Genomic DNA, 24,693 nt, shown 5'->3' with positions numbered 1-24,693 from the left:
GCTTTTCCCAGTGAATTAGGGACAATAGATAATGGGTAAGCCGATTATAGCCTCTCAAAAACATCTCTTCGATATTCCTGACGAGGTCGCCTATCTGAACACCGCATACATGTCGCCGCTCATGCATTCTGTTGTCGCAGCAATCGATGAAGGCGTGCGGTTGAAGGCGCAACCCTGGCGGCTAACCATTGATCATTTTTTTGAAGAAGTAGACACCGCCAAAAAGTTATTTGGGCAGTTGGTTAATGCGCCTGAGGACCGAATTGCGGTCGTTCCCTCCGCCTCTTACGGGTTGAGTGCGGCGGCCAATAACATTCCCCTAACTCAGGGTCAGCGCATTATCACTCTGAAAAATCAGTTTCCCTCACACACCTATCCGTGGAAGCGCAAAGCGCGTGAGGCCGGTGGGGATTTTGTTGAAGTAGACGTTCCCCAGGGTGCGGCAGCAACCGCTGCGCTCCTACAGGCAATTGATGAGCGCACCGCTATCGTGGCCGTGCCTAACGTGCTCTGGACCACAGGGGCTTATATTGACCTGGTAAAAATGCGCTCGCGATGTGACGAAGTGGGTGCTGCGCTCGTCTTGGACTTGACACAATCTGCAGGAGCGCTGGTCACTGACTTTACTATAATCCGCCCAGACTTTGCGGCCGTGGCAAATTATAAGTGGATGCTCTGCCCATATTCTACTGGATTTCTTTACGTGGATCCCACCTATTTTGATGGGAAGCCACTCGAAGAAGGCTGGGTTACGCGGCAGGGTGGGCGTAATTTTTCTCGTCTCACTGAGAACCCAGAAACATTTGAGGCTGGCGCAGTCCGATATGATATGGGTGAGCGAGCAAATTTCGCGCTTCTACCCGGTGTGAACGAGGCGCTGCGACAATTGCTTGATTGGAATGTAATGGCGATTGAGAGCACGCTCGCTGCCCGTAATGCAGATTTGTGTCGCAGGCTCAATGCGCTTGGATTGAAAACTGTTCCCGCTGAAAACCGTGGGGCACATTTCATTGGTGCACAGCTGCCGTCAGGTGCGCGCAACGACCTCTTGCTCCAATTGGCAAAAGAAAATGTATATTTATCGGAGCGCGCGGGTTCTTTGCGCATTACGCCGCATCTCTGGAATGATGACAGAGATTTTGATCGGCTGATAGAGACCTTGGGGAAATTGGTCTGATTTGTAATCAGCGAGACTCAATTTTGATCCCGTCTGAGGGCGTGTCATTCGAAGTCATATTCTTTATTTTCATTTTCCCGCTGAATTGCGTTCAGCCCAACCTCTGGCATAAGCCAGTCCAGCTTCGGTTGGTCGGAGTGCTGGCGCTCGATCATAAATCGTAATTCCAGTTTGAAACCCGAATATTCGTTTGCCGTAGCATACCAAATATTCAAGTGACTGCATGGCAAAGGTTGCTGCGGGTAGAAAGGATGCATAGGCTTTTTCGGCGCTGGCTTCGTCTCCAGAGCGCCAGTGTTTCAAACAGTTCATCACACCGCTCAACACATCAGGCGCCACAATGAATCCCTCACAACCGGCGCGCAAGCAGTCAGTCATCTCGAGCCCGCCTCTGCCATTTAGGACGGTGAGCTTATCGCCTGACACGGCAATGAGGTTAGCTAAATCACCTGCGCTCACTTCTGCTTTGACGTGGGTAAAGCCAGGACAATTGTCAGCCAATCTGTTAAGATCGTCTGATGACAGTGAACGTCCCAGGTATTGTGGCGCGTTCTGTACCGCGAAGGGCAGACTTAAATCACTGCCCACCCGGGTCATGAAGTTAATGTATTCATTGGGGGCGTAGTTTCCCGCGAGGGGTGGTTGAAGAATTAACCAGTCAGCGCCGGCAGCTGTTGCGTGAGCGGCGAGAGATTTTTGCTCCGCAACCGAATTTCCAGTGACAGTGACCCCGAGTGGCAGGTCGCCCCGATCTTGAGCGGCCCAATCAATAATTTGCCTCTTCTCAGTTTCACTGAGCTTCCCGACTTCCGTTGCGAGACCAAGTACAATGACCCCGTCAGGGCTTGCTTGACGGATCCACGCCATCTGGCTTGCCATTGCAAAGCGATCTAGCTCTTCGTTAGCGTCAAAAAGAGCGAAGAGAACGGCATGTATGCCCTTAAAGCGTTTTACCATTCGGCGATTGACCCATCTTTGTGCCTCCAAATGGGTGCGCGCCATCGATGGCCCACTCGAGACAATTCCTCGACTTTTTCTTGATTAACCTCGATCCCAAGGCCAGGGCCCCGTGGAATAAGTAGGTCACCGTTATCTATTTCGATGCCCCCTGGAACCAGATAGTCCAACACATCAGCGCCTGTATTGTAGTGGATACCGATTGACTGCTCCTGAATGAATGCGTTGTGGCAAACTGCATCAACCTGTAACGAGGCTGCAAGTGCTATGGGGCCTATCGGGCAATGAGGTGCAAGCGCGACATCGTAGGCTTCGGCCCAATGGCCTATCCGGACCATTTCAGAGATCCCACCAACGTGGGCTGTGTCCGGATTGATGACCTGCGCCGCGCGAAGTTCAAATACGCGTTTAAAGTCGTACCTGCTGTGCAGGCGTTCTCCGATACAAAGAGGTATTGAAGTCGAGCGAGCTAGGTCTGCCATTGTTTCAATCATTGCCGAAACTACTGCATCCTCAACAAAAATTGGCCTTAGAGGTTCTAACTCTTTAAGTAACACGCGCGCCATTGGTGCGTGCACGCGGCCATGGAAGTCAAATGCGAGATCCATTTCGTCTCCAACTGCTTCCCGTAGCTCGAACAAGCTTTTTACTATCCTATCTACTGCTGCATATGTGTCTACGATCTGAAGTTCCGCGCATATGTTAAATTTTGCAGCTGAATAACCATTGCTTTTTACAGCTTTCACCCCGCCAATAAGATCTGAGGGTTTGTCGCCGCCACACCATTGGTAGGTGCGGATGCGATCTCGTACTGGTCCACCAAGTAATGTGTGAATAGGGGCGCCAAGAGCTTTGCCCTTTATGTCCCAGAGCGCCATATCAACGCCCGCCAAGGCGCTCATCAGCACTGGCCCGCCCCTATAGCAGCCGTTTCGGTAAATCATCTGCCATATATCTTCAATCCGGCTCGGATCGCAGCCTATCAGTACATCTTCCAATTCATGTACAGCTGCCTTCAGAGTTTCGGCGTGGCCTTCGAGGATAGGTTCGCCCCAGCCAGATATACCCTCGTCGGTCTCTATTTTTAGAAATAGCCAACGTGGAGGTACGACCCAAGTCTTCAGACTAGTAATTTTCACATTCGGCTCCTCACGTTCATGCCAGAAGATGATCTGAGGTTGGCCTCGGATCTGTCAATAAGAGCCAGTAGTGCTTCTATTGCAGCGCGTTCATCTTTGAGCCGGACGTGCTCTAGTACCTGAGCGTGTTCATCACAAACACTCAGTAGGGTATCTCTTGATCTTTTCTGAAAGCGGCGACTACGTTTGAAACTTTCAATTAGGGCACCCTCCATTGCCTCAAATAGAAATGTGAGGACTCGGTTCCCTCCCGCTAAAGCAATTGACTGGTGGAATTTTACGTCAGCGTGATCAAACGCCTGCCCAACTTCGACATTTGCCTCGCCTTCAGGCATGCTTTGCGCGATCTCTTGCATTACTGCTAGGGCAGATGTCACACTGTCAATGCCGGACCGGCTTGCATTTCGGCAGGCGAGCGTGACCGATTGCACTTCTAAGGAACGCCTTACTTGAGTGAGGTCAAACACAGCCCGTGGGTCTGAGTGAATGAGCGCCTGTAAAAATGCGCCAAACATAGCGCCATCTGGCTGTTGGATTGCGGCTCGCCGGCCTCGCGATAAATTTATGAGGCCACGCCCTGCAAGAAGTTTGAGTGCCTCTCGCACGGTAACTCGGCTGACTTTGAAACGAGCGGCGAGTTCCGTCTCAGAGGGAAGCTGTACTCCTAAATCAAATTGATCAAAAATTTCCGCTGTGATCAGCTCTGCAACGTTTTGGGCCGCAGTCTCACCTGGTGAAGTTTCTTTTTTCTTAAATGCCATGGGCAACTTGTATGACAAGTTTTCGAGCCCGTAAATGCAATAATTTATTTATTTCAGTTGCGAGGATAATTTTTTCAATAAAAAAAGATTTTTGATACAGAATAGATTATTTGCAAGGCGCTATTTTCCGTTGCTTATAAAACTATTTACAGGTTTGTATGACTAGTTTACCCATTTAGTTGTGCTCCATAACAACATACACCAAAAAGCTGTAATCGTGGCTGGAGCTTTAAAAGGGAGGAAAATAAATATGAAATCAGCAAAGATTTTGCTTTCTGCGCTTGCCTGCTCGACAGCTGTGTTGGCTGCTACTGGGGTATCCGCAGAGCCAGTTGAAAAATGGTGTGAGGGCGTTCGAATTGCGGCATTCCCTGGTGGTCCGCAGGGCGGCGTTTTCGCTAACAACGTGTACAACGGATTTCGGCAGGCTGAGCTAGACCTTGGCGCGGACGTAACCTACTACTTTTCTGATTGGGATCCAAACTTGATGCTCCAGCAGATCCAGCAGGCGGTTGCGACCGGTGTTGACGGAATTGCTACCTATGGGTTTGCGGGCGAAGCGGCCACTGGCCCTATTGTCCAGCAAGCTTACGATCAGGGTATAATTTTTACGACGCTCAATACCTCGCTGCGTGACAGCCAGGCAGCGTATGGGCCCAATGGCTTTGGTTATGTCGGCGCGCCTAACTATGACGCAGGCTATGCTCTAGGTGCTGAGGCAGCGGCTCGTGCGGGTGTTTCGCCTGGCGACAAAGTGTTTGTCTGGGGCCTTCAGGCTCAGGGCGGCGACCGTGGACAACGTACTGTTGGGGTTATCGAAGCCTTTGAGGCTGCTGGCTTGGAGGTACTGTATCAAGAGATCGACGCCGCCACGAATGCAAATCCAAACGCTGGCACGGCGACATTTGTTGGTCTCATGGGTGCCAACCCTGATGTAAAAATCGTTGTAACCGACCACGGTGGCTTGACCTCAAACGTAGGCGTTTATGCAGTGGCTGCCGGGCTCGAGCCCGGCCAGGTGTATTTTGCAGGCTTCGATATGTCGCCCAATACTGCCCAGGCAGTGCAGGACGGTTATCAGAACCTTGTGATCGACCAGCAACCGTACCTACAGGGCTATCTGCCGATCTTAAATATTTGCCTGACTGAAAAGTATGGCTTCTCAGGTCTGGATGTTAACACCGCCGGTGCATTCGTAGACTCGTCTAACGTGGACGCCGTTGCGCCACTTGCGGCCGTTGAGATCCGCTAACCCAAAAATTACTGCGGCGGCATGCTCGCCGCAGTAATGCTGCTTTCAAAGGATCTGAAATGACTAAGGCGACGCCTCCCACCGGCACACCGGTGATTGAACTACGCAACGTGTCCAAGACATTTGGCGAGGTGCGTTCCCTATCAAATGTAGATTTCGCGGTATATCCTGGCGAGATCGTCGGGCTCCTTGGCGACAACGGCGCGGGAAAATCAACTTTGGTGAAAACGGTGATGGGGTTTCATTCACCTGACCCTGGGGGTGAAATCTGGTTTGACGGAAATCGCATTGACGACTGGTCCGTGGCGCGAGCCCGTGATCTGGGGATTGAGACAATTTATCAGGAGCGGGCGCTCTGTGAGAAGCAGCCGATTTGGCGGAATATGTTCATGGGCCGCGAACCGCGCTCGAAGTGGGGGTTGCTGGACGTAGCGAAAATGCGCTCCGAGTCGGCTCGATTGATGTCCGATCATATGGGGTTCACGTCCGCCGCAGTACACCCTGACAATGTTGTCGCAACAATGTCCGGCGGTGAGAAGCAAGGTGTGGCGATAACCCGCGCGCTATATTTTGACGCAAACCTAGTGATCCTCGATGAGCCCACTGTCGGTCTGTCGCTGACTGAGACCAAGAAAACGCTGGACTTTGTGGGTGGTATTAAGAAAGCCGGAAAATCCGCGATTTTCATAGATCACAATATTTTCCATGTTTATCCAGTTGTGGACCGCCTCTATGTGCTCGACCGTGGGAAAGTGGCTGGGATCTACGACAAGAGCGAGATCTCAATGGATGAATTAATCGAGCGCTTGTATCACGTCGCCCGTACTGGGTCGTTGGACTGAGGAATAATTATGACAGCGAAGACAAAAACCTCTAAGGCAACACCCCAGAAGCCTAAAGACAATCGGGTCGGCCCTCCTTCGTTCTGGCGCCGCTATGTCAGCCAAATAGGAATTGTCGGGGTGGGCCTGATCATGTGGCTTGCCTTCGTGATCGCGGCCCCGGAGGTGTTCACAAACAAGAACATCTATTTAGCGTTTGCGCAGACAACTCCACAGTTCGGCATAATCGCAATTGCACTAACGTTTGTGGTGATAACTGGGGAGATGGACTTGTCGTTCCCCTCTATCATGGCTTTAGGCACAGCGGTGTTTTGCCTCTTGGCTCAAGGAGGGCTGGCGTGGCCACTCGCCCTTGTCGCAGCCTTTGGCACTGGCGCAATATGTGGCTGGATCAACGGAACGCTTGTGGCTTTTCTAAATATACCGTCGCTAGTGGTTACAATTGGAACATCGTTTTTATTCCGCGGGCTTGAACTTGTGATGATGGATGGATCAGGCGTTCCGCTGACGGCACAAGACTATCCAGAGATGCATGCTCTACTGCGCTCGTCACCGTTTGGGATACCGGTCCAAACAATTTGGATGGTCGTGATATTAATTGGGGCATGGCTGTTACTCAATCGGACCCGCTTTGGTGCACATGTATTCCTCGTTGGAGATAACCCGACCTCAGCCAGACTAATGGGCATTAATGCCGTGAGCGTTAAAACACGCGCATTCATTCTTGTTGGCATAATGGCGACTTTTTCAGGTCTGATGACATCGATTTACGGGTTCTATTTTTGGCCAACCACTGGTGAGGGTTTCCTACTGAACACAATTGCGTCCGTGTTCTTGGGCGGGACTAGTGTTTTTGGGGGGACGGGATCTGTCGCGGGCAGTTTCTTCGCGTCATATATCATTGGCGCCATTAACGCAGGTGTCGTTGCGGCCGGTATTAACGCTTTCTACACTCAATTAGCTTTTGGCTTGGTGATTGTGGTTTCCGTAGTCCTGCAGACGCTGATTGATCGGCGAATGAAGCGGCAGTCTCTGACTGGACGCTGAAAAATCGGTCACGGGCACATGTGATTTACTGCCTGAGATGAATGAATTGTTGTGATTGAACTATCTTGAGCGATGAATTCGATGGCACTGCGGTGCCACGACTTTGAATGGTCATTCAGTTTATCTGTTCACGGAGGCAGTTAACATCATGGGGCGATTAGAAGGCGCGCATATACTTGTCACCGGCGGTAGCCGTGGGATTGGTGCAGCAACTGTTGAAAAGGCTCGGGATGAGGGCGCGTATGTGAGTTTTGTGGATGTACTGCGCGATGAGGGCGAGCATCTTTCGGATAGCCTTGGCAAGGATGTCATGTTTCGTGAGGCAGACATCTGTTCACCAGAAGCTCTTACAACTGCACTTAGTGAGTTTCATTCCGCCTTTGGCCCAATAACTGGCCTGGTAAATAATGCAGGACGGAATTCCTACGCGGATCCGGTTAGTATGACAGAAGCCGAGTGGGATGATTTTATGTCCATAGACTTGAAGGCGGCATGGCTCGTTGCCAGAGCCGTGTTGCCCGACATGATTGCTCGTGGGAACGGCGCAATTGTCAATGTCGCCTCTGTTCACGCAACAATGACCTATCCTGGGTTTTTTCCATATGCCGCCGCAAAGTCTGGCCTAGTTGGTCTAACCCGCTCTCTTGCACTTGAAGTTGGCAGACATCAAATCCGTGTGAACGCTCTAAGTCCTGGCTATACTGAGACTGCACTCGTCAAAGAATTTTTTGAGCTAAACGATCCTAAATTGCGGGATAAGGTGCTTGATGTGCATGCTATGAAGCGCATGGCGCGCCCAGCTGAGATTGCTAACTGCATTGCCTTTTTATTATCTGATGAAGCGTCATTTGTTACTGGTGCGAATTGGACTGTAGACGGCGGCTTGACGGCAAGGTTTGCCGGCTAGCGTATTTACACAGCTGTCTGTTCTTGCCTTGCGATCAATCAAGATGGTTTTAAGTTTTATCCTTAAAAAAGCAATACTAAGACAAAACCATTCACGTCCGACCTGATTTTGCTATGGCCTCGAAATCTTAAAATGCGGCGACGCTTAGACGGCAATCCAAGAGTGAACGTGCAACACTAGGCGCAATTGTGAAGCAATCGTGCCCAATATCGGCAAGCGACACCATCTGGTCAGGTGAACGCAATGACGCCACAAGGACAGAGCAGGGTTTTTCGCATCCGTTATTCATTTGTGCCATCGTCGCTAGATGACCCATTGCGTCTACACCGGCCTCCATCATTCGGCCAAAGTATGGAGCAATAAAATCCGCTTCCAGAGCCTGGGCCACAAACATTTGTTTGGCATCATAACAGGCAGTCATCAAAATCCGTCCTCCCAGTTTTTTTATGCCTGGCGTGGCACGAATTGCTGCCTCTACTAATGGAATTTTCACAATTGTTTCCGGTGAGATAGGTATTTCAGCCCGCGCGATTGGTTCTGGTATTGCACCCATCTTAGAAGAATATGCCTTAGATAAACTCTAATCGCTAACGCTCCGAGCAATCATAAAAGCTGAGATTGTTCTATTTAAATTCTTGGGGAGCGTTTTATTAGATTTTACTTCTCCTGGTTTGCGTTACCCTGGGCATTACGATCCGTTATCGGCTGGACTGGCACGGGTGGGCGTTAAAGTGCGAATATCACCAAGTGTCTCAGTAGGGTCATGCTGAATAGCCTCCGCTTATCCGTCATGTCCGCGTTGAGCCGCACGAAATTTTCACTTCTATTTACTATTGGAGTTCATTCAACAACCATTTCGCAAATGCTGCGGCGTCCGCACGCGTTGTTGATGTTAGAGGCTCTAATAGGAAGAACCCTTCTTCAATTTCTTGAGTAAACTCAAATGGTGCTACCAACCGGCCCATTTTCAGGTCGTTAGCGACCAACGAACTTCTGCCGAGTGCAATGCCTGCGTCTTGTGCAGCCAGTTCATATGCGGCTAGCGAGTTGTCGACTTGCAGCCCAAGTCCGTGGTCAACGCCCTGAAGATTTGCGGCATTGAGCCATGTGCCCCACCCATCTTGATAACCTTGTACATGGATTAGTCGCTCAGTGCTAAGCTGTTCAGGGTGCTTCAGGGTTTTCGCCCTGGATGGCGCGCAAACTGGAGTAATTTTCTCATACGATAAACGATAGCTTTTGGCGCCAGGAAAAGTCCCCGTTCCATATTGGATATCAAAATCGTAGGCTTCATGATCAAATGCATCGACCCACACACTTGATATGATGCGTATTTTCTGATCGGGGTGATCAGCTAGGAATTTTGGAATTTTTTCAGATAGCACGTTTACCAAGAATGAAATGGCACAGCGGATTGTCAGTACATCCCCTTGAGTGCTTCCAAAAACTTCTCTAGTCCCGCGCGATAGCCTTTGTAGCGAGTCCTGAACTTTTGGGAGGTACGCCTCCGCCCACTTTGTCATTTCCAAGCTTCGGGGATGGCGAATGAACAATTGGCGTTTCAGGCGCAGCTCTAATGACTTCACATGTTTGGAAATTGCCGCTTGTGTAAGGTTCAATTCATGCGCCGCAGCCGTGAAGCTCAGCAATCTTGCTGATGCTTCAAACGCACGAAGCCATGTAAGTGGTGGAAGGTCGCGATACATAGAATATGACTATGCATAACTTTTTGTAATGGCAAAGATCATAAATCGATTGATTGAGTGCCACAGTACTAAATTCTATCTTTTGTTCGATCTTGGGGAGCGAGCAGATGTTTTTATTTCAGCCTAATAGTCGAATTAAGCCTTCACCCTTTCTAGAGGCAGCAATCCTTGATGGTCTCAAAATGGCAAACGTCTACAACCGTATGATTATGCCTACGTCATATGGGGACCCAGAGGGTGAGTACTGGCGACTAATTAATGGGGTGTCGCAATGGGATGTTGGTGTTGAGCGCCAAGTCCAGCTGAAAGGAAAAGACGCAGCCAAGTTGGCACAAATTCTTGTGACAAGAGACCTATCAAGGTGTGAGGTCGGACAAGGAAAATATGTGGCGATATGTGATCACCGGGGCACCATTTTTAACGATCCGATTTTGCTAAAGTTAGCTGATGATTTGTTTTGGCTTTCCATCGCCGACAGTGATGTAGAGCTCTGGGCTAGGGCAATCGCTGCGGAACGTGGTCTCGACGTTGAGATCTGTGAGCCCGATGTTTCGCCGATGGCAATCCAGGGCCCCAAAGCCGAGGATGTTGTCGCGCATGTGGTCGGGAATTGGGTGCGAGAGCTGAAGTATTTTTGGTTTAGAGAATGTGAAATTGAGGGGATCCCCGTCGCCATTCAACGTTCCGGCTGGTCCAAGCAGGGAGGGTTTGAAATCTATCTGAAGGACGCCCAGTTTGGGACAAGGTTGTGGAACATATTCAAGGAAGCCGGAAAGCCCTGGGATATTGGTCCAGGCGCCCCTGCCACACCCGAGCGTGTAGAAAGTGGCCTTGTCTCAGTTGGCGGTGACACCGATGATGAGACCAATCCTTTTGAAATTAGAATGGAAAAATACATCGACTTACATGTGCCCGATGACACCATAGGGATACAGGCTTTGCGGCAAATTAAAGTTGAGGGTTTTAGGCGTCACCAGCTTGGGATCATTTTGGAGGGCGATACCCCCGCTCCGCTTGGAGTGCACCGCGAGGATATTGTAGCCTCCGGAAAAAAAATTGGAATGTTGACCAACTGTGTTTGGTCCTATCGGCTCAAAGCCAACATTGGTTTTGCTTTGGTTGACCGTGCCGTCCCCGTGGGTGCCCAAGTTGAAGTACTCCGCCAAGCAGGGCGCAGTAATGGCCGTCTCGTAGAAATGCCTTTTTTGTGATGCAAGCGCGGCTTTTTTCCATCTTCCGCTTAAGTTGGCCTTTGTTTGCAAAGGGTATTTTTTGGGTCGGATTTTATGGGGTCATTCTTATTTCGTGGGTTCTTTTAATTAAGATGAATGCCTCGCCATTACCTGGAATGACCGCCGCTGAATACTGGGCAGCTCTGTGTGTTTCAGCCGGTTCCTCCAATCCAAGTTTGATCTTTAGCATGTGGGCACTGATGTCTGCGGCGATGATGTTACCGACGTTTGTTCCAGCAGCTCGAGTGTTTGGCGACCTTGGGAGCGTGGACGCCACAAGTGCTGGATCCATGACTGCTCTAGCTCTTGGCTATTTGTCGGCTTGGTTAATATTTGCAAGCGCCGCCACTACATTGCAGATATTATTGGCTAGAGCCGGAGCTCTAAGCGATGCTGGGCAACTATTAAACCCTTGGATAACCGCAATCCTTTTGGGTATCTCAGGCGGCTACCAATTCAGTGCGTCCAAAATGGCTTGCCTGTCCAAGTGCCGTCATCCGCTATTGTTCTTCATGGAGTATTGGAAACCGGGATACTGGCCGGCGTTTTCAATGGGCGTCAGGCTTGGACTGTGGTGCATTGGATGCTGTTGGCTTTTGATGCTGATTGGTTTCATTGGTGGCGCGATGAACGTTCTTTGGATGGGTGCGGCGACAATTTTCATGGTTTTTGAAAAGCTTCCTGAGTTTGGTCGATTTGTGACTAAGCCTCTGGGGGTTATCTTGATTGGTGCTGCGCTGATAAAATTTGTTATATTAATGACGGTAGGAGGACAGTTATGAAAAATACGATCCCAGAATGGAACTTGAAGGGCGAGTTAATTTTAAACTGTAACTGTACAGTTTTCTGCCCATGCGTTGTAAGTTTAGGGAAGCATCCACCGACCGAAGGTTATTGCCAGGCATGGATGGGCGTTAGAATTGATGAAGGCAATTTTGACGGTGAAAGTTTGGCAGGCCTGAACATAGGCATGGTGCTAGACATACCTGGCAACATGGGCCGAGGAAACTGGAAGGCAGCCGCCTATATCGACGAACGGGCAACTGAAAAGGCCTTTGAGGGACTGGTGTCAATTTTCTCTGGTAAAGTGCGCGGCACAACTGGGTTATTTTCAATGCTTGTTTCAGAGTTTCTGGGAGCTGAGCGTGCACCTGTTGTTTTTGAAAATGACGGTCCGAAGCGTCGTTTAATGGTTGGCAAAATAATTCAGGGCGAGGTGGAGCCCATTGAGGGTCCTGACCCGAATGAAGACGTTAAAGTAATAAACACGGGCTACTGGATGGGTTCTGAAATCACTATCGCCTCTGCCAATAAGGGGCGAGTTCGCGCCCACGGACGTGTATGGGACTTTGAAGGTAGATCTGCGGAAATTTGTCAGATTAACTGGCATGGCCCTGCGTAGGAGGAGTGGGTATGAGAGAGCATTTTGAAGAGCTTAAATTCAATCCAGCTAATCATGTGCCTCTTTCGCCCGTGTCTTTTTTAAAGCGCGCATCCGCGGTGTATTGTGATCATCCGGCTTGGACTTATGGCAATGAGCAGTGCACTTGGCGTGACATGGCGCTCCGTTGCCGTTCAGTTGCGGGCGCACTGGTTACGCGTGGCATCAAACCGGGCGATACAGTTTCGGTAATTTCTCCAAATATACCTCAGCTTTTTGAGTTGCATTATGCTGTCCCAATGAGCGGCGCCGTATTAAATACGATCAATACTCGCCTCGAAAAAGAAACCGTTGCCTATATTCTTGAACACTCTGACAGTTGCCTTGTTCTTTGCGACCAAGCATTTCTGCCGCTTCTCAAGGCAGCATTTGAGATCAACGGAAAAGCGTTACCTGTAATTGAAATTGTCGATGCTCAGGCAGGTCAAAGTGCAAGTGGCGATGACACATATGACAAGATGATAGAATGTCAGCCGATTGACTGGCGGCTGCCAGGATCCGAGGACCAGGCGATTTGTTTGAATTACACCTCAGGAACATCGGGTCAGCCAAAGGGAGTAGTCTATCATCATCGCGGCGCCTATCTGATGGCTATGGGTACAGTCGCTGCTTGGGCACTTCCACAAATGCCAACTTACCTCTCCATCGTACCAATGTTCCACTGTAATGGCTGGAACCACCCGTGGGCGATGGCAGTTGTAGGTGGAAATATGGTTTTCACCCGCGACCCTCTTCCTGCGAAACTTATTTCGGCGATTAAGGTTCACGGTGTTACTCACATGGGTGGGGCTCCCATTGTGTTGCAAATGTTATGTGAAAGCCCTGATGCGCCAGAGAATCCTTTTTCACCAATGATAAAAGTGATGACTGCGGGTGCTCCTCCTCCTCCATCTGTCTTGGAAAAGGCGGCTGCTTTGGGCCTCGAAGTCATGCAAGTTTATGGTTTAACCGAAACTTACGGCCACATATCTCAATGTTTGTGGAAGGATGAGTGGGCTGATCTTTCAATGGCAGAACGGGCGTCTATGCAGGCCATGCAGGGCGTTAGTTTTCCGATGGTTGAAGATGTACGTGTGGTGGATCGTCAAACAGGTAACGATGTTGTCGCAGATGGAAAAACTCAGGGAGAAATTGCTATCCGCGGCAACACCGTAATGACTGGCTATTATAAGAATGAGATTGCCACTAAAGACGCATTTTTAGATGGGTGGTTTTGGTCGGGAGATGCTGCCGTAGTTCACCCAGATGGGTATGTGCAAATTCGCGACCGCCTAAAAGATGTCATTATTTCTGGGGGAGAGAATATTTCCTCCGTCGAAGTTGAGGCTGTATTGCACCGCCATCCAGCAGTGCAACTGGCGGCGGTTGTTGCGAGACCTCACGCCAAATGGGGTGAAAGCCCTTGTGCATTTGTAGAATTAAGAGTTGGGAGTAATCCTACAGAGCAAGAGATTATTGATTTTTGTAGGAACAATATCGCTCATTTTAAGGCGCCAAAAACAGTTGTTTTTGGAGAACTCCCCAAGACAGCGACTGGGAAAGTTCAAAAGTACTTATTGCGTGGTTTGGCGCGAGAATTGGGTGAACAAAATTGAACCTTCACGAGAACGTTTTCAATTTTTCGCTCCATCGACAGCTGGACGAATACAAAGATATTTGTGCGCCAAAGTAGGGTCCTTTGGCTCTTTTTTTTGCGAATGAAACTCGGGGGAAAGGACTGCCAAAAATATCAACCTCTGTCACCAATCTGAGAGTTGATCATGCGCAGAGCGCAAATTAACAGCGGAAAACTTCAACACTTTTTTGAAAGTGGTCCATAAAGTCTATGGTGAGCATGGATGGCGCTTTATGGACGGGTCTGACCAATGAAATTCTATGTGGGAGCGATGGCCTAAATGGCCTAAAGCTAAGTCCTTTTTGAGCATATTGGACTGCGTCAAGCTCGCTGACGACCGAAACGCCAATCCCATTACAAATTAGCTCGCAGGCCGCAGTGAATTGGCGAACTTCAACATGCGAATTGATGGCACAATTCGCCATTTGGAAGCGATTGGAAAGTTGACTGAAAAAGATACTGTCCTTGCGCGTATGTATCATGGGCTCGTCCGCTAAATCTGATGGCGAAATCTCCTCCAAATTTTCAAGCCGATGCCCACTAGGAAAGATACATACTGTACGTAGGTTCAGCGCGATTTGTTCGACCGCGGGGTGTCCAAAAAATTCACCTGTGATGCCGAGGTCGTATTGCTCATTCACCATCCACTCTAAAATTCTTTCTGGACGATCTGGTTCAATGGTCATTGTCACACCGGGGCGGTCTTTCAAGAAGTTGGCGACGACTATTGGCAGGTGGCTGGTTGCAAATCCTGGCAGGCAAGCAATTCTGAGATGCCCTGCTTTGTGACGTGTGATGTCAGCGCTCACGTCGGCAATGTGACGCATCAGTTCGAGCACTCTACGGATATCAGGTTCTAAAACTTGAATTTCTTGGCTTGGGCGAAGTTGGCCATCGCGTTTTTCAAAAAGCTGAAAATCAAAATCTTTTGCTAGGTCTGAAAGCAGCCGACTAATTGCGGGTTGGCTTATGCCTAGATTTGATGCCGCTGCAGTCATTGAGCCGCTTGCTATAACTGACATAAGCGCTTCAAGCTGACGAATTTTTGGAATGTTGCGTGATGTCATGTGGTTAACCCCCTAGTGCCATAATTATAATGAAATGTTATGAAAATCCACAAGAATAATTACTTGCATTATAAATATTTGAAGATACGCTTGTAAATCTGAGGATCTTTTCGGGTGGGTACCCGTGTGATTTTTTGCGCCAATGAGCGCACAAGGGAGGGAAATATGAAAAAGTATCTCGTGAGCGGTGCAGCGATTGCCGCAGCATTATCACCAGTGGCGGCATATGCTCAGACGGAAGTCCATTTCTGGCATGCGTTTACTGGTCGGTTGGGAGATCTGGTTGCCGAGCAAGTTGAACAATTCAACGCAAGCCAAAGTGATTATGTCGTAGTGCAAACTCATAAAGGCAACTACTCGGAGACGTTGAATGCCGGTATCGCGGCTTTCCGCGCAGGTGAGCAGCCTCACGTCTTGATGGTCTTTGAGGTTGGCACAGCAACAATGATGGCAGCAGAAGGTGCCGTGCGTCCCGTTTATGAAGTCATGGCTGAAAGCGGTGCGCAGTTTGATCCAGACGCTTATATTGGGGCAGTGAAAGGTTATTACACCTCTACCGATGGGGACATGTTGTCCCTTCCATTTAACTCCTCGACACCTGTTTTGTGGGTCAACCGTGATGCATTCGAGGCAGCTGGCGTCGATCCCGATATTGATCTCTCAACTTGGGAGAAAGTTGGGGACGCCCTCGACGCTCTGAAGGCAGGAGGAGAGGATTGCCCGCTCGTGACGGCATGGCAGAGCTGGATCCATTTGGAGAATTTCTCCGCTTATCATGATGTTCCATTTGCGACCCGCGACAATGGTTTTGCAGGTCTAGATACGGAACTGACATTTAATGGCCCCGCTCAGATCGCACACCTGACTGCTATGCAAGAGTGGGCTCAAGACGGTAAGTTTATTTACACTGGTCGTCGCAATGAGGGTGGCGCGAACTTCCGTTCTGGTGACTGTGCTCTGTTTACGGAGAGTTCCGCTGGATACGCGGGTATCAGCTCCGAGGCTGAGTTTGATTTCGATGTGAGGCCACTTCCTTATTGGGAAGCAATTGCATCTGAACCTCAAAACACAATCATTGGCGGTGCGTCTTTGTGGGTCATGGAGGGTCATGATGCTGCTGAATATCGCGGTGTTGGCGAATTCTTAAGCTTCCTGTCGTCTACCGATATCCAAGCCGCTTGGCACCAGAATACTGGATACTTGCCCATCACTGCGGCTGCTGGCGATGCCACACGCGCTTCTGGCTTCTATGACGAAAACCCAGGTACCGATGTGGCTGTTATCCAAATGACAGCTAATGAGCCAACGGCAAACTCAAAAGGTTTGCGCTTGGGCTCGTTTGATCAAATCCGCGGAATTATTGATGAAGAACTCGAAGCGATTTGGTCCGGTGATAAGTCGCCACAGGAGGCGATGGACAGCGCAGTTGAGCGTGGAAACGGCTTGCTTCGTCGGTTCGAGCAGGCGAACCGCTAATCACCATGGTTCAGGTGCGGGCTATTACGGCCCGCACCTCATCGGGGTCTCACAATGGAAAAGCGTGTAACTTTTCGTGGCTGGGTTCTGCCCTTGCTTTTGATAGCGCCACAAGTACTGGTGTCGGCTGTTTTCTTTTTCTATCCCGCTGCGCAAGCCATTTGGCAGTCACTCTTCATTCCAGATCCCTTTGGTCTGTCCGCAGAATTTGTCGGGCTTGGAAATTTTGAGTTTCTATTTTTGGATCGGTACTACCGCGCATCTTTTTTGACAACGGCCATATTTTCCGTGCTGGTAACTCTATGTTCTATGGTGCCCGCGCTGTTTCTAGCCGTAGTCGCCGATCGCTTAATCAAGGGTTCAGGACTATACCGAACGCTTCTCATTTGGCCGTATGCCGTGGCTCCTGCAGTAGCAGGAGTTTTGTGGATGTTTATGTTTAATACCCGTGTTGGGGTAGTCTCGTGGTATCTAGGTCACCTTGGCTACGATTGGAACCATGTGCTGAACGATGGCGAGGCAATGGGCTTAGTTGTCGTTGCTTCGGCATGGGGGCGCATTAGTTATAATTTCCTATTTTTCTTTGCCGCCCTGCAGTCAGTGCCGAGATCGGTTATTGAGGCGGCTGCTATTGATGGCGCTCATTTTTGGCGCAGGTTTTTCGGCATCGTTCTACCATTGATCACTCCAACAGCGTTTTTCTTATTGGTTGTTAATGTAGTCTATGCGTTTTTTGAAACTTTTGGAGTAATCCACACGATTACATCTGGTGGACCACAACAGGCGACAACTATCCTCGTGTACAAAGTGTTCTCTGATGGATTTGTCGGACAAGACTTGGGATCTTCTTCCGCCCAGTCAGTGATTTTGCTGTTTGTGGTCGGATTATTGACAGTCATTCAATTTAAATATGTCGAGAAAAAGGTGCATTATTGATGGCTCAGTCTCATGGAATGGTGGAGCGTCGTGGTGCGGGATTGTGGCTGAGCCATCTCTTTATGATTTGCGGCGTTTTGTTAGTTTTTTTCCCAATATGGCTCGCATTTGTCGCCTCTACGGTCACGCAGCCGGAAATTGTTCGACCGCCAATGCCGCTGCTCCCCGGAGAGCACTTTTGGGAAAATTATAAGGCGGCTCTCTTTTCAGGCGTCAACGTGCCAGTTCTGCAGATGCTGTTTAACAGCCTTGTGATGGCGCTTGGCATCGCTGTTGGGAAAATTGTGATTTCATTGTTGTCAGCTTTTGCAATTGTATATTTTCGCTTTCCTGGGCGCACAACTTTCTTTTGGATGATCTTCATCACTCTCATGTTGCCAGTTGAGGTGCGTATTGTGCCGACATTTGAGGTGGTTGCCGGGTTTGGAATGCTCAACAGTTACGCGGGGCTGATTTTCCCTCTCATAGCCTCTGCGACGGCGACATTCTTATTCCGTCAGTTTTTCTTGACGATACCAGATGAATTAGCTGAAGCGGCTCGCGTCGACGGCGCAAAGCCTATGCGATTTTTCATCGATATAGTTGTGCCTATGAGCCGAACTAATATTGCGGCCCTTTTTGTCATCTTGTTCATCTATGGATGGAACCAGTATTTGTGGCCGCTTTTGATCACCACGGATCCAAGCATGAACACGATTGTGATGGGGCTAAATCAAATGTTCCCTTCTGGTGACGATGTTGCTGAGTGGCCTGTAATTATGGCGACATCGATCCTAGCAATGGTTCCGCCCATATTTGTAGTGGTTTCGATGCAACGGCTGTTTGTACGAGGCCTGGTTGATAGTGAGAAATAGGATGGCGACGGTAAGTCTTAAAAATATAAAAAAGAGCTTCGGTCCGGTCGATGTCATACACGGTATAAGCGTAGATATTGTGGACGGAGAATTCATCGTTATCGTTGGGCCATCAGGCTGCGGAAAGTCCACTCTCCTTCGAATGGTTGCCGGTTTGGAGACTGTAACTGCAGGCGATATTTTTATTGCCGATCATCGTGTGAATGAGAAGGAACCGATGGAACGGGATATTGCAATGGTTTTTCAAAACTATGCGCTTTACCCGCACATGTCGGTACGCGAGAACATGGGATACGGCCTCAAAATTGCGGGGCTTCCTAAGGCACTCATTCACTCAAAAGTCGAAGATGCTGCAAAGTTGCTGCAATTGACTGAGTTGCTAGATCGTAGGCCACGACAATTGTCCGGCGGTCAGCGTCAGCGCGTCGCGATGGGGCGCGCAATTGTCAGGGAGCCATCTGTCTTCCTTTTTGATGAGCCACTGTCAAATTTGGATGCCAAATTGCGCGTCCAGATGCGCTTAGAGATACGCGAGCTGCAACAAACTCTCGGAGTTACGTCTCTATACGTTACGCATGACCAGGTTGAAGCCATGACCATGGCAGATCGGATGATTGTCATGAATGATGGTGTTGCGGAGCAAATCGGAACGCCTCTAGAAGTATACGAGAGGCCACAAACCTTGTTCGCAGCCCAATTCATTGGCAGTCCTGCAATGAATGTGTTTGACGCCCACATAAAAGATAAAGTGGTTTGCGTTGACGTTGTTAAAATTGGAACTGCCAGGCTCCCAGATGGCCCCGTTAAACTTGGCATTCGACCAGAACATCTTGTGCCTGATAATGAGGGATCAATAAGCATTGAGATGCGCATGTCAGAGCCCCTGGGCGCGAATACGCTTTTGCATGGCCGCTTACAGGCATCTGATGACCAGCAGGTAACTGCAAGCTTAAATGGGGTGCACAATCTCGAAGGCGTGCAAGCGCCCATGCGGTTTAGTGTGGCTGCAGACAATATTCATTTGTTTGATCCAGTTTCGCTAAAGAGGTTGGTGGATGATTGAGCTAGATGCGGCGGAAGCATTTCGCGGTGCACAAAATACAGTTCGAATAGTTGGTCACCGAGGCGCCCGCGGCGTACTCCCCGAAAATTCTATGATTGGCTTTGAATTTGCCATTAATACTGGGGTAAAGTTGCTTGAATTTGATGTTGTTATGACTGCGGATATCGTACCCGTGATTACGCACAATCACAGGCTCCATGCGCCAACATTCCGAGGGCTCGACGGTCATTTTATTACGGAAGAACGACGTATCTCAGAGCTGACTTGGGATGAACTCCGTCAATATGAAATTGGATGGATTGATGGATCTACGGCTTATGGTCAGCGGTTTCCTGACCAAGCGCAGGTTGGCGATGTCCATGTGCCAAAACTTGAAGACTTGCTCACATTAGTTTCGCATCCCCAGCATTCAGATACTTTCTTAATGCTAGAAATTAAGTCTGATCCCCAATTTGTTTCTGCTCCCAGATACCGTGAGCGCTTAGTCGCGGAAGTCGTCAAGGTTGTTCGGAGGACTGATCTGTCAAAGAGAACGGTGCTCCATAGTTTTGATTGGGACTTGTTGAAGGTTTGTCAGGCATATGCGCCGGATTTGCCCACATCATTTTTGACGTACTTAAATCCGCCGCAGACGCATTGCGGTGAGGATTCGTCCCGAACGGTTTCACCGGAATTTAATGGGTGTGAAGAAACAATCCCCCAGCTGGTAAAAGACGCGGGCGGCAAGCTTTGGTGCCCTTATTTTGAAGATGTAAGCCAGGATATTATTGATCAGGCAAAAGAACTTGGCCTAATAGTGGCCGTTTGGACGGTGAATGAGCCGGCTGACATCAAGCGAATGTTAGGGTTTGGGGTAGATGCCATTGTGACTGATTATCCTGGTCGAGTTCAGAGGTTAATCGCAGATTACGGCTACCGAATTGCCACACAAACCCGCAGCAAGGCTCGGCTGGAGGCGTCTAAGCAGGCCAGCTGATCTTTTAAATTCTGGACAAGCGCCAAGTTGGGTTCAGCGCAGCAGCGGCCAGAAAGTTGTTTGTTTCGACCCCTGCGAACATTCCGTCTCGTTCTACTAAGACGGTCCGCCAATTACGTGCAGCCGCTCCAAGAATATCAGTGTGCAGTGTATCCCCGCACATCACTATTCTGGAGGGAGGTACATTGGGCAGGGACTGCTCAATCATCTGGAACACTTCTGGAAACGGCTTCCCGTAAAATCTAATGTCTGTCACGCCGCTATCCGCCAACAGATGGCCAAAGTGACCTGGTTCAAGTGAAAACCCGTGATCACGAGGAGCAGCGATATCGGCATTGGCAATGATTACGGGCCGTGGCCGTTTCAGGAGGCTGTCACGCAGTATCGACTGGCGCTCAAGGGTCCACCTCTCGGTTGAAAGAAACAGGAAGCCATCTACTGCGTCATAATCATTGCTTTTATCCGATAGTTTGATGGTATCTTTTCCAATATCGCCTAGATGATCGAAATCTGCAGCAATACAGCCCCAAACTCGTTCGTCTAAATCTCTGATTGCAGCATCTCTGCTCGTTATGACTTCGTGAGGTTCGACCCGCATACCGAGCTTGTTAAATTTTTTTGTCGCCTGATCGTGGGGATAGCTCGCAGCATTTGACAAGATGCGTATTCTGAACCCGTTTTGACGTAGTTGATCAAGTCTATGCGCCGCTCCAGGGATAGGCGTCTCACCAACGTTTAAAACTCCAAATGCGTCGAACACAAAGGCATCCGCATCATCTGAAATTTCGATGAGAGAGCCGATAAGCTTTGATTTCTCTGGAGGGACAGCCCGTGGAAGTCTGTGCCGAATGGCTTCGTACCGTTCAAATATGCTTGCTACGTCATGCATGAATGTAGGTGGCCTTTCGATCAAAGTGTCAGCGCATTCACCCTGCACTCTTCTTCTATAGAAAGAAAGTTACAAAACAACATAATTTGAAAAATTAAGATTATTTTTCTAATTTACCAAAGAGTTTTACCAAAATTTTCGTATAATTGTAACATAAAATTACAAATTTTGTTGCTTTGTTGTTTTTGTGGTGTATCGTCTGATTCTGTGGGAGGCACGGGTCGTGGCGTCTAAAAAAATTCGTAGGCATGAGTTGATTTTGGAGCTCGTCAGAGAGCGCGGAGGAGTGAGCGTTGGCTCGCTATCTGAGATGCTTGGCGTATCAATGCAAACCATTCGCCGAGACGTTGACGTGTTGTGCGATGGCAAGACGTTGCGGAGAGCTCATGGCCGTATTGAGCTCACGGCCGGGCACATAAATACACCGTTTGATCAGCGTGCCGGTACGAATTTGATGGGCAAGCGCGCCATCGCATCAGTTGTGGCGTCTCAAATTCCCAACGGTGCAACACTTTTCATGTCGATTGGCTCGACGCCTCTCACTGTCGCGCGCGCGCTGAGGTATCACAAAGAGCTGACCGTGATTACGAATAACTTAAGCGTTGCTATGGCGCTTAGCGAAGAACTTTCAAATCGGATCATTCTTCCGGGCGGAGAACTGCGCTTGCCTGACCGGGATTTTGTCGGTGAGGAAGTGGTATCGTTTTTCAGCCGTTATCGCGCTGAATTTGCGGTTTTTGGTACGGCTGGAGTGGCTGAGGATGGTCGACTGCTTGAGTTTCATGAGGCAGAGGTCAGGGCGAGTGAGGCCATGCGTCTAAACGCACAGCGTTCAATTCTTGTCATAGACGGCAGTAAATTTGGTCGGCTTGCACCCGCGGCCGGGGCAATGATTTCGGATGTGAGTGAGGTCATTTGCGATGTAAGGCCCGATCCAATTTTTGATCCTGTAGTTGAGTCAGTTGCAGATCGAATTTCGTTTGTAGGAAGAACTGAATGACAGAGCCTTCCACTTTTGTAAAAGTTGACAACGTTGCCAAACGCTGGAACGGCCAGCTCGGTGTTGAAGATGTTTGCTTGTCTATTCCTAGAGGAGCGTTCGTGGCTCTCTTGGGGCCGAGTGGGTGCGGCAAATCTACTACTTTGAGACTTTTGTCGGGCTTAGAGCTGCCCGATGAGGGCCGCATCATAATTGATGGAGTGGACGTCACTGATGCTGCGCCATCAGATCGTAATCTTTCTATGGTCTTTCAGTCCTACGCTCTATTTCCTCACTTGAGCGTCGCTGAAAATGTAGTTTTCGGGCTTAAGGTACGCAAAGTATCAGCGGCAGAGCGTCGGAAGAAGCTTCAACGCGCACTAGAGATAACCGGTTTGCTTGGATACGAGGCGCGCAAGCCTGGCGAATTGTCGGGGGGACAGCGCCAGCGTGTTGCTCTGGCGCGGGCAATTGTCGCAAACCAGCCACTTTGTTTAATGGATGAGCCGCTATCAAACCTGGACGCTAAATTGCGTGCATCAGTGCGCAAGGATATTAAAAAGCTACAAATTGATCTCGGTATAACTGTTGTCTACGTAACTCATGATCAAACAGAAGCCATGAGTATGGCTGACATGGTCGTCTTAATGAAAGATGGCCGCATACAGCAATCTGGCACGCCAGAAGACCTTTATTATTCTCCTGCAAATACATTTGTTGCTGAATTCGTCGGGGCGCCGCCAATGGCACTCATCAATGCCTCTGCACTGGGAGGTTTCGATGGCGCCGACAAAGTTGGCTTGCGTGCCGAAAACATAACAGTGGCCCAAAAAGGCAAGGGACGGCTCTCGTGCAAGGTGACTGAGTGTGAATTTTTGGGTTCCGAAACTTTCGTGGGATTGGAGCACAAAGCCGCTTCAGGTTTAACTCTAAGCCTGCCTGGGCTGCACAATATCCCATCAGGGGAAACGATAGAAATTTCGTTTTCTGACAACGATCTTCACTTTTTCAACAGTGCAGGCAATCGACTTGCAAATCATGCCCATTAAGGGCTTCGCGCATTAGCTGTCTAATGCAAATCAGGGAGGACTAAATGACACTTTCACGCAAATTAGGAGTTGTTGCTACCGCTGCGACAGCGCTTGCCACACCCGCTATCGCGGACACCGAACTCACTATGTACTACCCGATTGCGGTAGGGGGTGCTTTGACGGAGGTGGTCGATGGGATCGTTGCCGATTTTGAGGCGGCGAACCCAGACATCACAGTCAATGCGATTTATTCAGGCAACTATGATGACACGCGGGTTCGAGCGCTTTCGGCTCTTTCGTCGGGCGAACCTGCTCAGTTGGCAGTCATGTTTTCAATCGATGCCTATGATCTGATTGAACAGGAGCTGATTGTTGCGTTTGACGACATCGAAGGTGTCGACCCAGCTTGGCTGGATAGCTTTTATCCTGCCTTGATGGCGAATGGCCGCATTGAAGGGAAGACTTGGGGGATCCCATTCCAACGCTCAACAATTGTGGCTTACTATAACAAAGATATGTTTCGGGCCGCTGGTCTAGATCCGGAAAGCCCCCCCAGCACGTGGGAAGAAATGATTTCTATGGGACAGGCGCTCACGAACGGTGACACCTACGGTCTCATGATCCCATCAACCGGCTATCCGTATTGGATGTTCCAGGCGTTGGCCATTCAGAACGGAAAAGAAGTTATGTCAAACGATGGCTTGACTACTTATTTCGATGATGAGGCAGTGGTCGATACTTTGGAGTTTTGGCTGTCTCTCAGCCAAGAGCATGGCATCATGCCAGAAGGTACTGTCGAGTGGGGCACATTGCGCCAAGCCTTCCTAGAAGGACAAACAGCAATGATGTGGCACTCCACGGGTAATCTTACCGCAGTTAAAAATAACGCTACCTTTGACTTCGGTGTGGCAGAACTGCCGGCCAATGTTCGTCCAGGCTCGCCAACCGGCGGCGGTAACTTCTACGTTTTCGAAGACACCACGCCAGAAGAGCGCGCAGCCGCTCTTCGGTTGATTGAATTTATGACGTCGCCTGAGCAGGCAGCTGCTTGGTCAATTGCAACGGGTTACATGGGTGTGTCACCTGCCGCATATGAGACCGAAGCTCTTAAGGCTTACACTGCTGAGTTTCCACCTGCATTGGTTGCTCGGAACCAACTTGAAAATGCAGTTGCAGAGTTCTCAACCTTTGAGACGGCTCGAGTTCGTGAAGGCTTAAATAATGCAATTCAGGCGGCTTTGACGGGTGCTGCGACGCCTGAGGCGGCATTGTCCGAAGCACAAGATGCTGCAGAGCGGTTATTGAGCGCTTATCAGTAATAACTTGTTGGGCGCCCATATTTTTGG

At 49.5% G+C, this 24,693-nt stretch carries 24 protein-coding genes; 17 read left to right on the top strand and 7 right to left on the bottom strand.

Annotation, left to right across the window (positions count from 1 at the left end; all coding sequences use genetic code 11):
• The first annotated feature begins 31 nt into the window (after positions 1-31).
• Complete coding sequence (locus tag AAC636_RS09850; protein ID WP_340301378.1) at positions 32-1,177, top strand: aminotransferase class V-fold PLP-dependent enzyme; 1,146 nt, start codon at positions 32-34, stop codon at positions 1,175-1,177.
• Between the two features lie 69 nt (positions 1,178-1,246).
• Here the strand turns inward: AAC636_RS09850 and AAC636_RS09845 are convergent, their stop codons facing one another.
• Genes AAC636_RS09845 through AAC636_RS09835 form a run of 3 tightly spaced genes read right to left on the bottom strand, consistent with a single transcriptional unit; the run spans position 1,247 to position 4,034 of the window.
• Positions 1,247-2,134, bottom strand: coding sequence for a dihydrodipicolinate synthase family protein (locus tag AAC636_RS09845; protein WP_340301377.1), 888 nt, complete (start codon positions 2,132-2,134; stop codon positions 1,247-1,249).
• Positions 2,128-3,273: a galactonate dehydratase gene (dgoD, locus tag AAC636_RS09840; RefSeq protein WP_340301376.1), complete on the bottom strand. Its 1,146-nt coding sequence runs from the start codon at positions 3,271-3,273 to the stop codon at positions 2,128-2,130. Before dgoD ends, AAC636_RS09845 begins: the two co-directional genes overlap by 7 nt.
• On the bottom strand, positions 3,270-4,034 hold the full coding sequence (locus AAC636_RS09835; protein WP_340301375.1) for a FadR/GntR family transcriptional regulator: 765 nt from the start codon (positions 4,032-4,034) through the stop codon (positions 3,270-3,272). The genes dgoD and AAC636_RS09835 overlap by 4 nt, the downstream gene beginning before the upstream one ends.
• A 250-nt stretch (positions 4,035-4,284) precedes the next feature.
• Here AAC636_RS09835 and AAC636_RS09830 point away from each other — a divergent pair, with 250 nt between their 5' ends.
• The 4 genes from AAC636_RS09830 (at position 4,285) to AAC636_RS09815 (ending at position 8,082) form a co-directional block, all read left to right on the top strand.
• Positions 4,285-5,286, top strand: a complete 1,002-nt coding sequence (locus AAC636_RS09830; protein ID WP_340298577.1) for a sugar ABC transporter substrate-binding protein — start codon at positions 4,285-4,287, stop codon at positions 5,284-5,286.
• A 59-nt stretch (positions 5,287-5,345) separates the two neighbouring features.
• Positions 5,346-6,128 (top strand): ATP-binding cassette domain-containing protein, encoded by a 783-nt coding sequence (locus AAC636_RS09825; RefSeq protein WP_340298578.1) that lies wholly within the window; start codon positions 5,346-5,348, stop codon positions 6,126-6,128.
• A 9-nt stretch (positions 6,129-6,137) separates the two neighbouring features.
• Positions 6,138-7,175: an ABC transporter permease gene (locus AAC636_RS09820; protein ID WP_340298579.1), complete on the top strand. Its 1,038-nt coding sequence runs from the start codon at positions 6,138-6,140 to the stop codon at positions 7,173-7,175.
• 148 nt (positions 7,176-7,323) lie between these two features.
• Positions 7,324-8,082 (top strand): SDR family NAD(P)-dependent oxidoreductase, encoded by a 759-nt coding sequence (locus tag AAC636_RS09815; RefSeq protein ID WP_340301374.1) that lies wholly within the window; start codon positions 7,324-7,326, stop codon positions 8,080-8,082.
• Positions 8,083-8,209: 127 nt separating this feature from the next.
• On the opposite strand, the gene AAC636_RS09810 is transcribed toward AAC636_RS09815, so the two are convergent.
• Together AAC636_RS09810 and AAC636_RS09805 are read right to left on the bottom strand one after the other, a co-directional pair.
• Positions 8,210-8,635: a transaldolase family protein gene (locus tag AAC636_RS09810; RefSeq protein ID WP_340301373.1), complete on the bottom strand. Its 426-nt coding sequence runs from the start codon at positions 8,633-8,635 to the stop codon at positions 8,210-8,212.
• 277 nt (positions 8,636-8,912) lie between these two features.
• Positions 8,913-9,788: a LysR family transcriptional regulator gene (locus AAC636_RS09805; RefSeq protein WP_340301372.1), complete on the bottom strand. Its 876-nt coding sequence runs from the start codon at positions 9,786-9,788 to the stop codon at positions 8,913-8,915.
• A 107-nt stretch (positions 9,789-9,895) separates the two neighbouring features.
• Between AAC636_RS09805 and AAC636_RS09800 the strand changes: the two genes are divergently transcribed.
• Genes AAC636_RS09800 through AAC636_RS09785 form a run of 4 tightly spaced genes read left to right on the top strand, consistent with a single transcriptional unit; the run spans position 9,896 to position 14,056 of the window.
• Positions 9,896-10,999: a glycine cleavage T C-terminal barrel domain-containing protein gene (locus AAC636_RS09800; protein ID WP_340301371.1), complete on the top strand. Its 1,104-nt coding sequence runs from the start codon at positions 9,896-9,898 to the stop codon at positions 10,997-10,999.
• Complete coding sequence (locus tag AAC636_RS09795) at positions 10,999-11,802, top strand: DUF2182 domain-containing protein (protein ID WP_340301370.1); 804 nt, start codon at positions 10,999-11,001, stop codon at positions 11,800-11,802. Before AAC636_RS09800 ends, AAC636_RS09795 begins: the two co-directional genes overlap by 1 nt.
• Entirely contained in the window at positions 11,799-12,422 is a 624-nt protein-coding gene (locus AAC636_RS09790) for a DUF1326 domain-containing protein (RefSeq protein ID WP_340298585.1), read from the top strand. The genes AAC636_RS09795 and AAC636_RS09790 overlap by 4 nt, the downstream gene beginning before the upstream one ends.
• Positions 12,423-12,433: 11 nt before the next feature.
• Positions 12,434-14,056 (top strand): AMP-binding protein, encoded by a 1,623-nt coding sequence (locus AAC636_RS09785; RefSeq protein WP_340301369.1) that lies wholly within the window; start codon positions 12,434-12,436, stop codon positions 14,054-14,056.
• Positions 14,057-14,237: 181 nt separating this feature from the next.
• Here the strand turns inward: AAC636_RS09785 and AAC636_RS09780 are convergent, their stop codons facing one another.
• A complete protein-coding gene (locus AAC636_RS09780; RefSeq protein WP_340254732.1) occupies positions 14,238-15,143 on the bottom strand; it encodes a LysR substrate-binding domain-containing protein in 906 nt (301 codons plus the stop codon).
• A 165-nt stretch (positions 15,144-15,308) separates the two neighbouring features.
• Here AAC636_RS09780 and ugpB point away from each other — a divergent pair, with 165 nt between their 5' ends.
• The 5 genes from ugpB to AAC636_RS09755 are packed head-to-tail and all read left to right on the top strand — an operon-like array spanning position 15,309 to position 20,448.
• Positions 15,309-16,619: a sn-glycerol-3-phosphate ABC transporter substrate-binding protein UgpB gene (gene ugpB / locus AAC636_RS09775; RefSeq protein ID WP_340301368.1), complete on the top strand. Its 1,311-nt coding sequence runs from the start codon at positions 15,309-15,311 to the stop codon at positions 16,617-16,619.
• A gap of 54 nt (positions 16,620-16,673) precedes the next feature.
• Positions 16,674-17,555: a sn-glycerol-3-phosphate ABC transporter permease UgpA gene (gene ugpA, locus AAC636_RS09770; protein WP_340301367.1), complete on the top strand. Its 882-nt coding sequence runs from the start codon at positions 16,674-16,676 to the stop codon at positions 17,553-17,555.
• 17 nt (positions 17,556-17,572) lie between these two features.
• Positions 17,573-18,409 carry a sn-glycerol-3-phosphate ABC transporter permease UgpE gene (gene ugpE / locus AAC636_RS09765; protein WP_340256440.1) on the top strand — a complete coding sequence of 279 codons (837 nt, stop codon included), beginning with the start codon at positions 17,573-17,575 and terminating at the stop codon, positions 18,407-18,409.
• Position 18,410: 1 nt separating this feature from the next.
• The gene (ugpC, locus tag AAC636_RS09760; RefSeq protein ID WP_340301366.1) at positions 18,411-19,472 is read left to right on the top strand and encodes a sn-glycerol-3-phosphate ABC transporter ATP-binding protein UgpC; all 1,062 of its coding nucleotides are present in this window, start codon (positions 18,411-18,413) and stop codon (positions 19,470-19,472) included.
• Positions 19,465-20,448, top strand: a complete 984-nt coding sequence (locus AAC636_RS09755; RefSeq protein ID WP_340301365.1) for a glycerophosphodiester phosphodiesterase family protein — start codon at positions 19,465-19,467, stop codon at positions 20,446-20,448. Before ugpC ends, AAC636_RS09755 begins: the two co-directional genes overlap by 8 nt.
• 4 nt (positions 20,449-20,452) lie before the next feature.
• Here the strand turns inward: AAC636_RS09755 and AAC636_RS09750 are convergent, their stop codons facing one another.
• Positions 20,453-21,337, bottom strand: a complete 885-nt coding sequence (locus AAC636_RS09750; protein WP_340254747.1) for an HAD-IIA family hydrolase — start codon at positions 21,335-21,337, stop codon at positions 20,453-20,455.
• A 223-nt stretch (positions 21,338-21,560) separates the two neighbouring features.
• Here AAC636_RS09750 and AAC636_RS09745 point away from each other — a divergent pair, with 223 nt between their 5' ends.
• The 3 genes from AAC636_RS09745 to AAC636_RS09735 are packed head-to-tail and all read left to right on the top strand — an operon-like array spanning position 21,561 to position 24,666.
• Positions 21,561-22,337, top strand: a complete 777-nt coding sequence (locus AAC636_RS09745) for a DeoR/GlpR family DNA-binding transcription regulator (protein WP_340301364.1) — start codon at positions 21,561-21,563, stop codon at positions 22,335-22,337.
• The gene (locus AAC636_RS09740; RefSeq protein WP_340301363.1) at positions 22,334-23,365 is read left to right on the top strand and encodes an ABC transporter ATP-binding protein; all 1,032 of its coding nucleotides are present in this window, start codon (positions 22,334-22,336) and stop codon (positions 23,363-23,365) included. The genes AAC636_RS09745 and AAC636_RS09740 overlap by 4 nt, the downstream gene beginning before the upstream one ends.
• Positions 23,366-23,409: 44 nt before the next feature.
• Positions 23,410-24,666: an ABC transporter substrate-binding protein gene (locus AAC636_RS09735; protein WP_340254756.1), complete on the top strand. Its 1,257-nt coding sequence runs from the start codon at positions 23,410-23,412 to the stop codon at positions 24,664-24,666.
• Positions 24,667-24,693 lie beyond the last annotated feature (27 nt).

It is taken from the genome of Roseobacter sp. HKCCD5988, assembly GCF_037830355.1.
In the GTDB taxonomy this organism is placed as follows: Bacteria; Pseudomonadota; Alphaproteobacteria; order Rhodobacterales; family Rhodobacteraceae; genus M30B80.
This window is presented reverse-complemented; position numbering and strand designations above follow the sequence as displayed.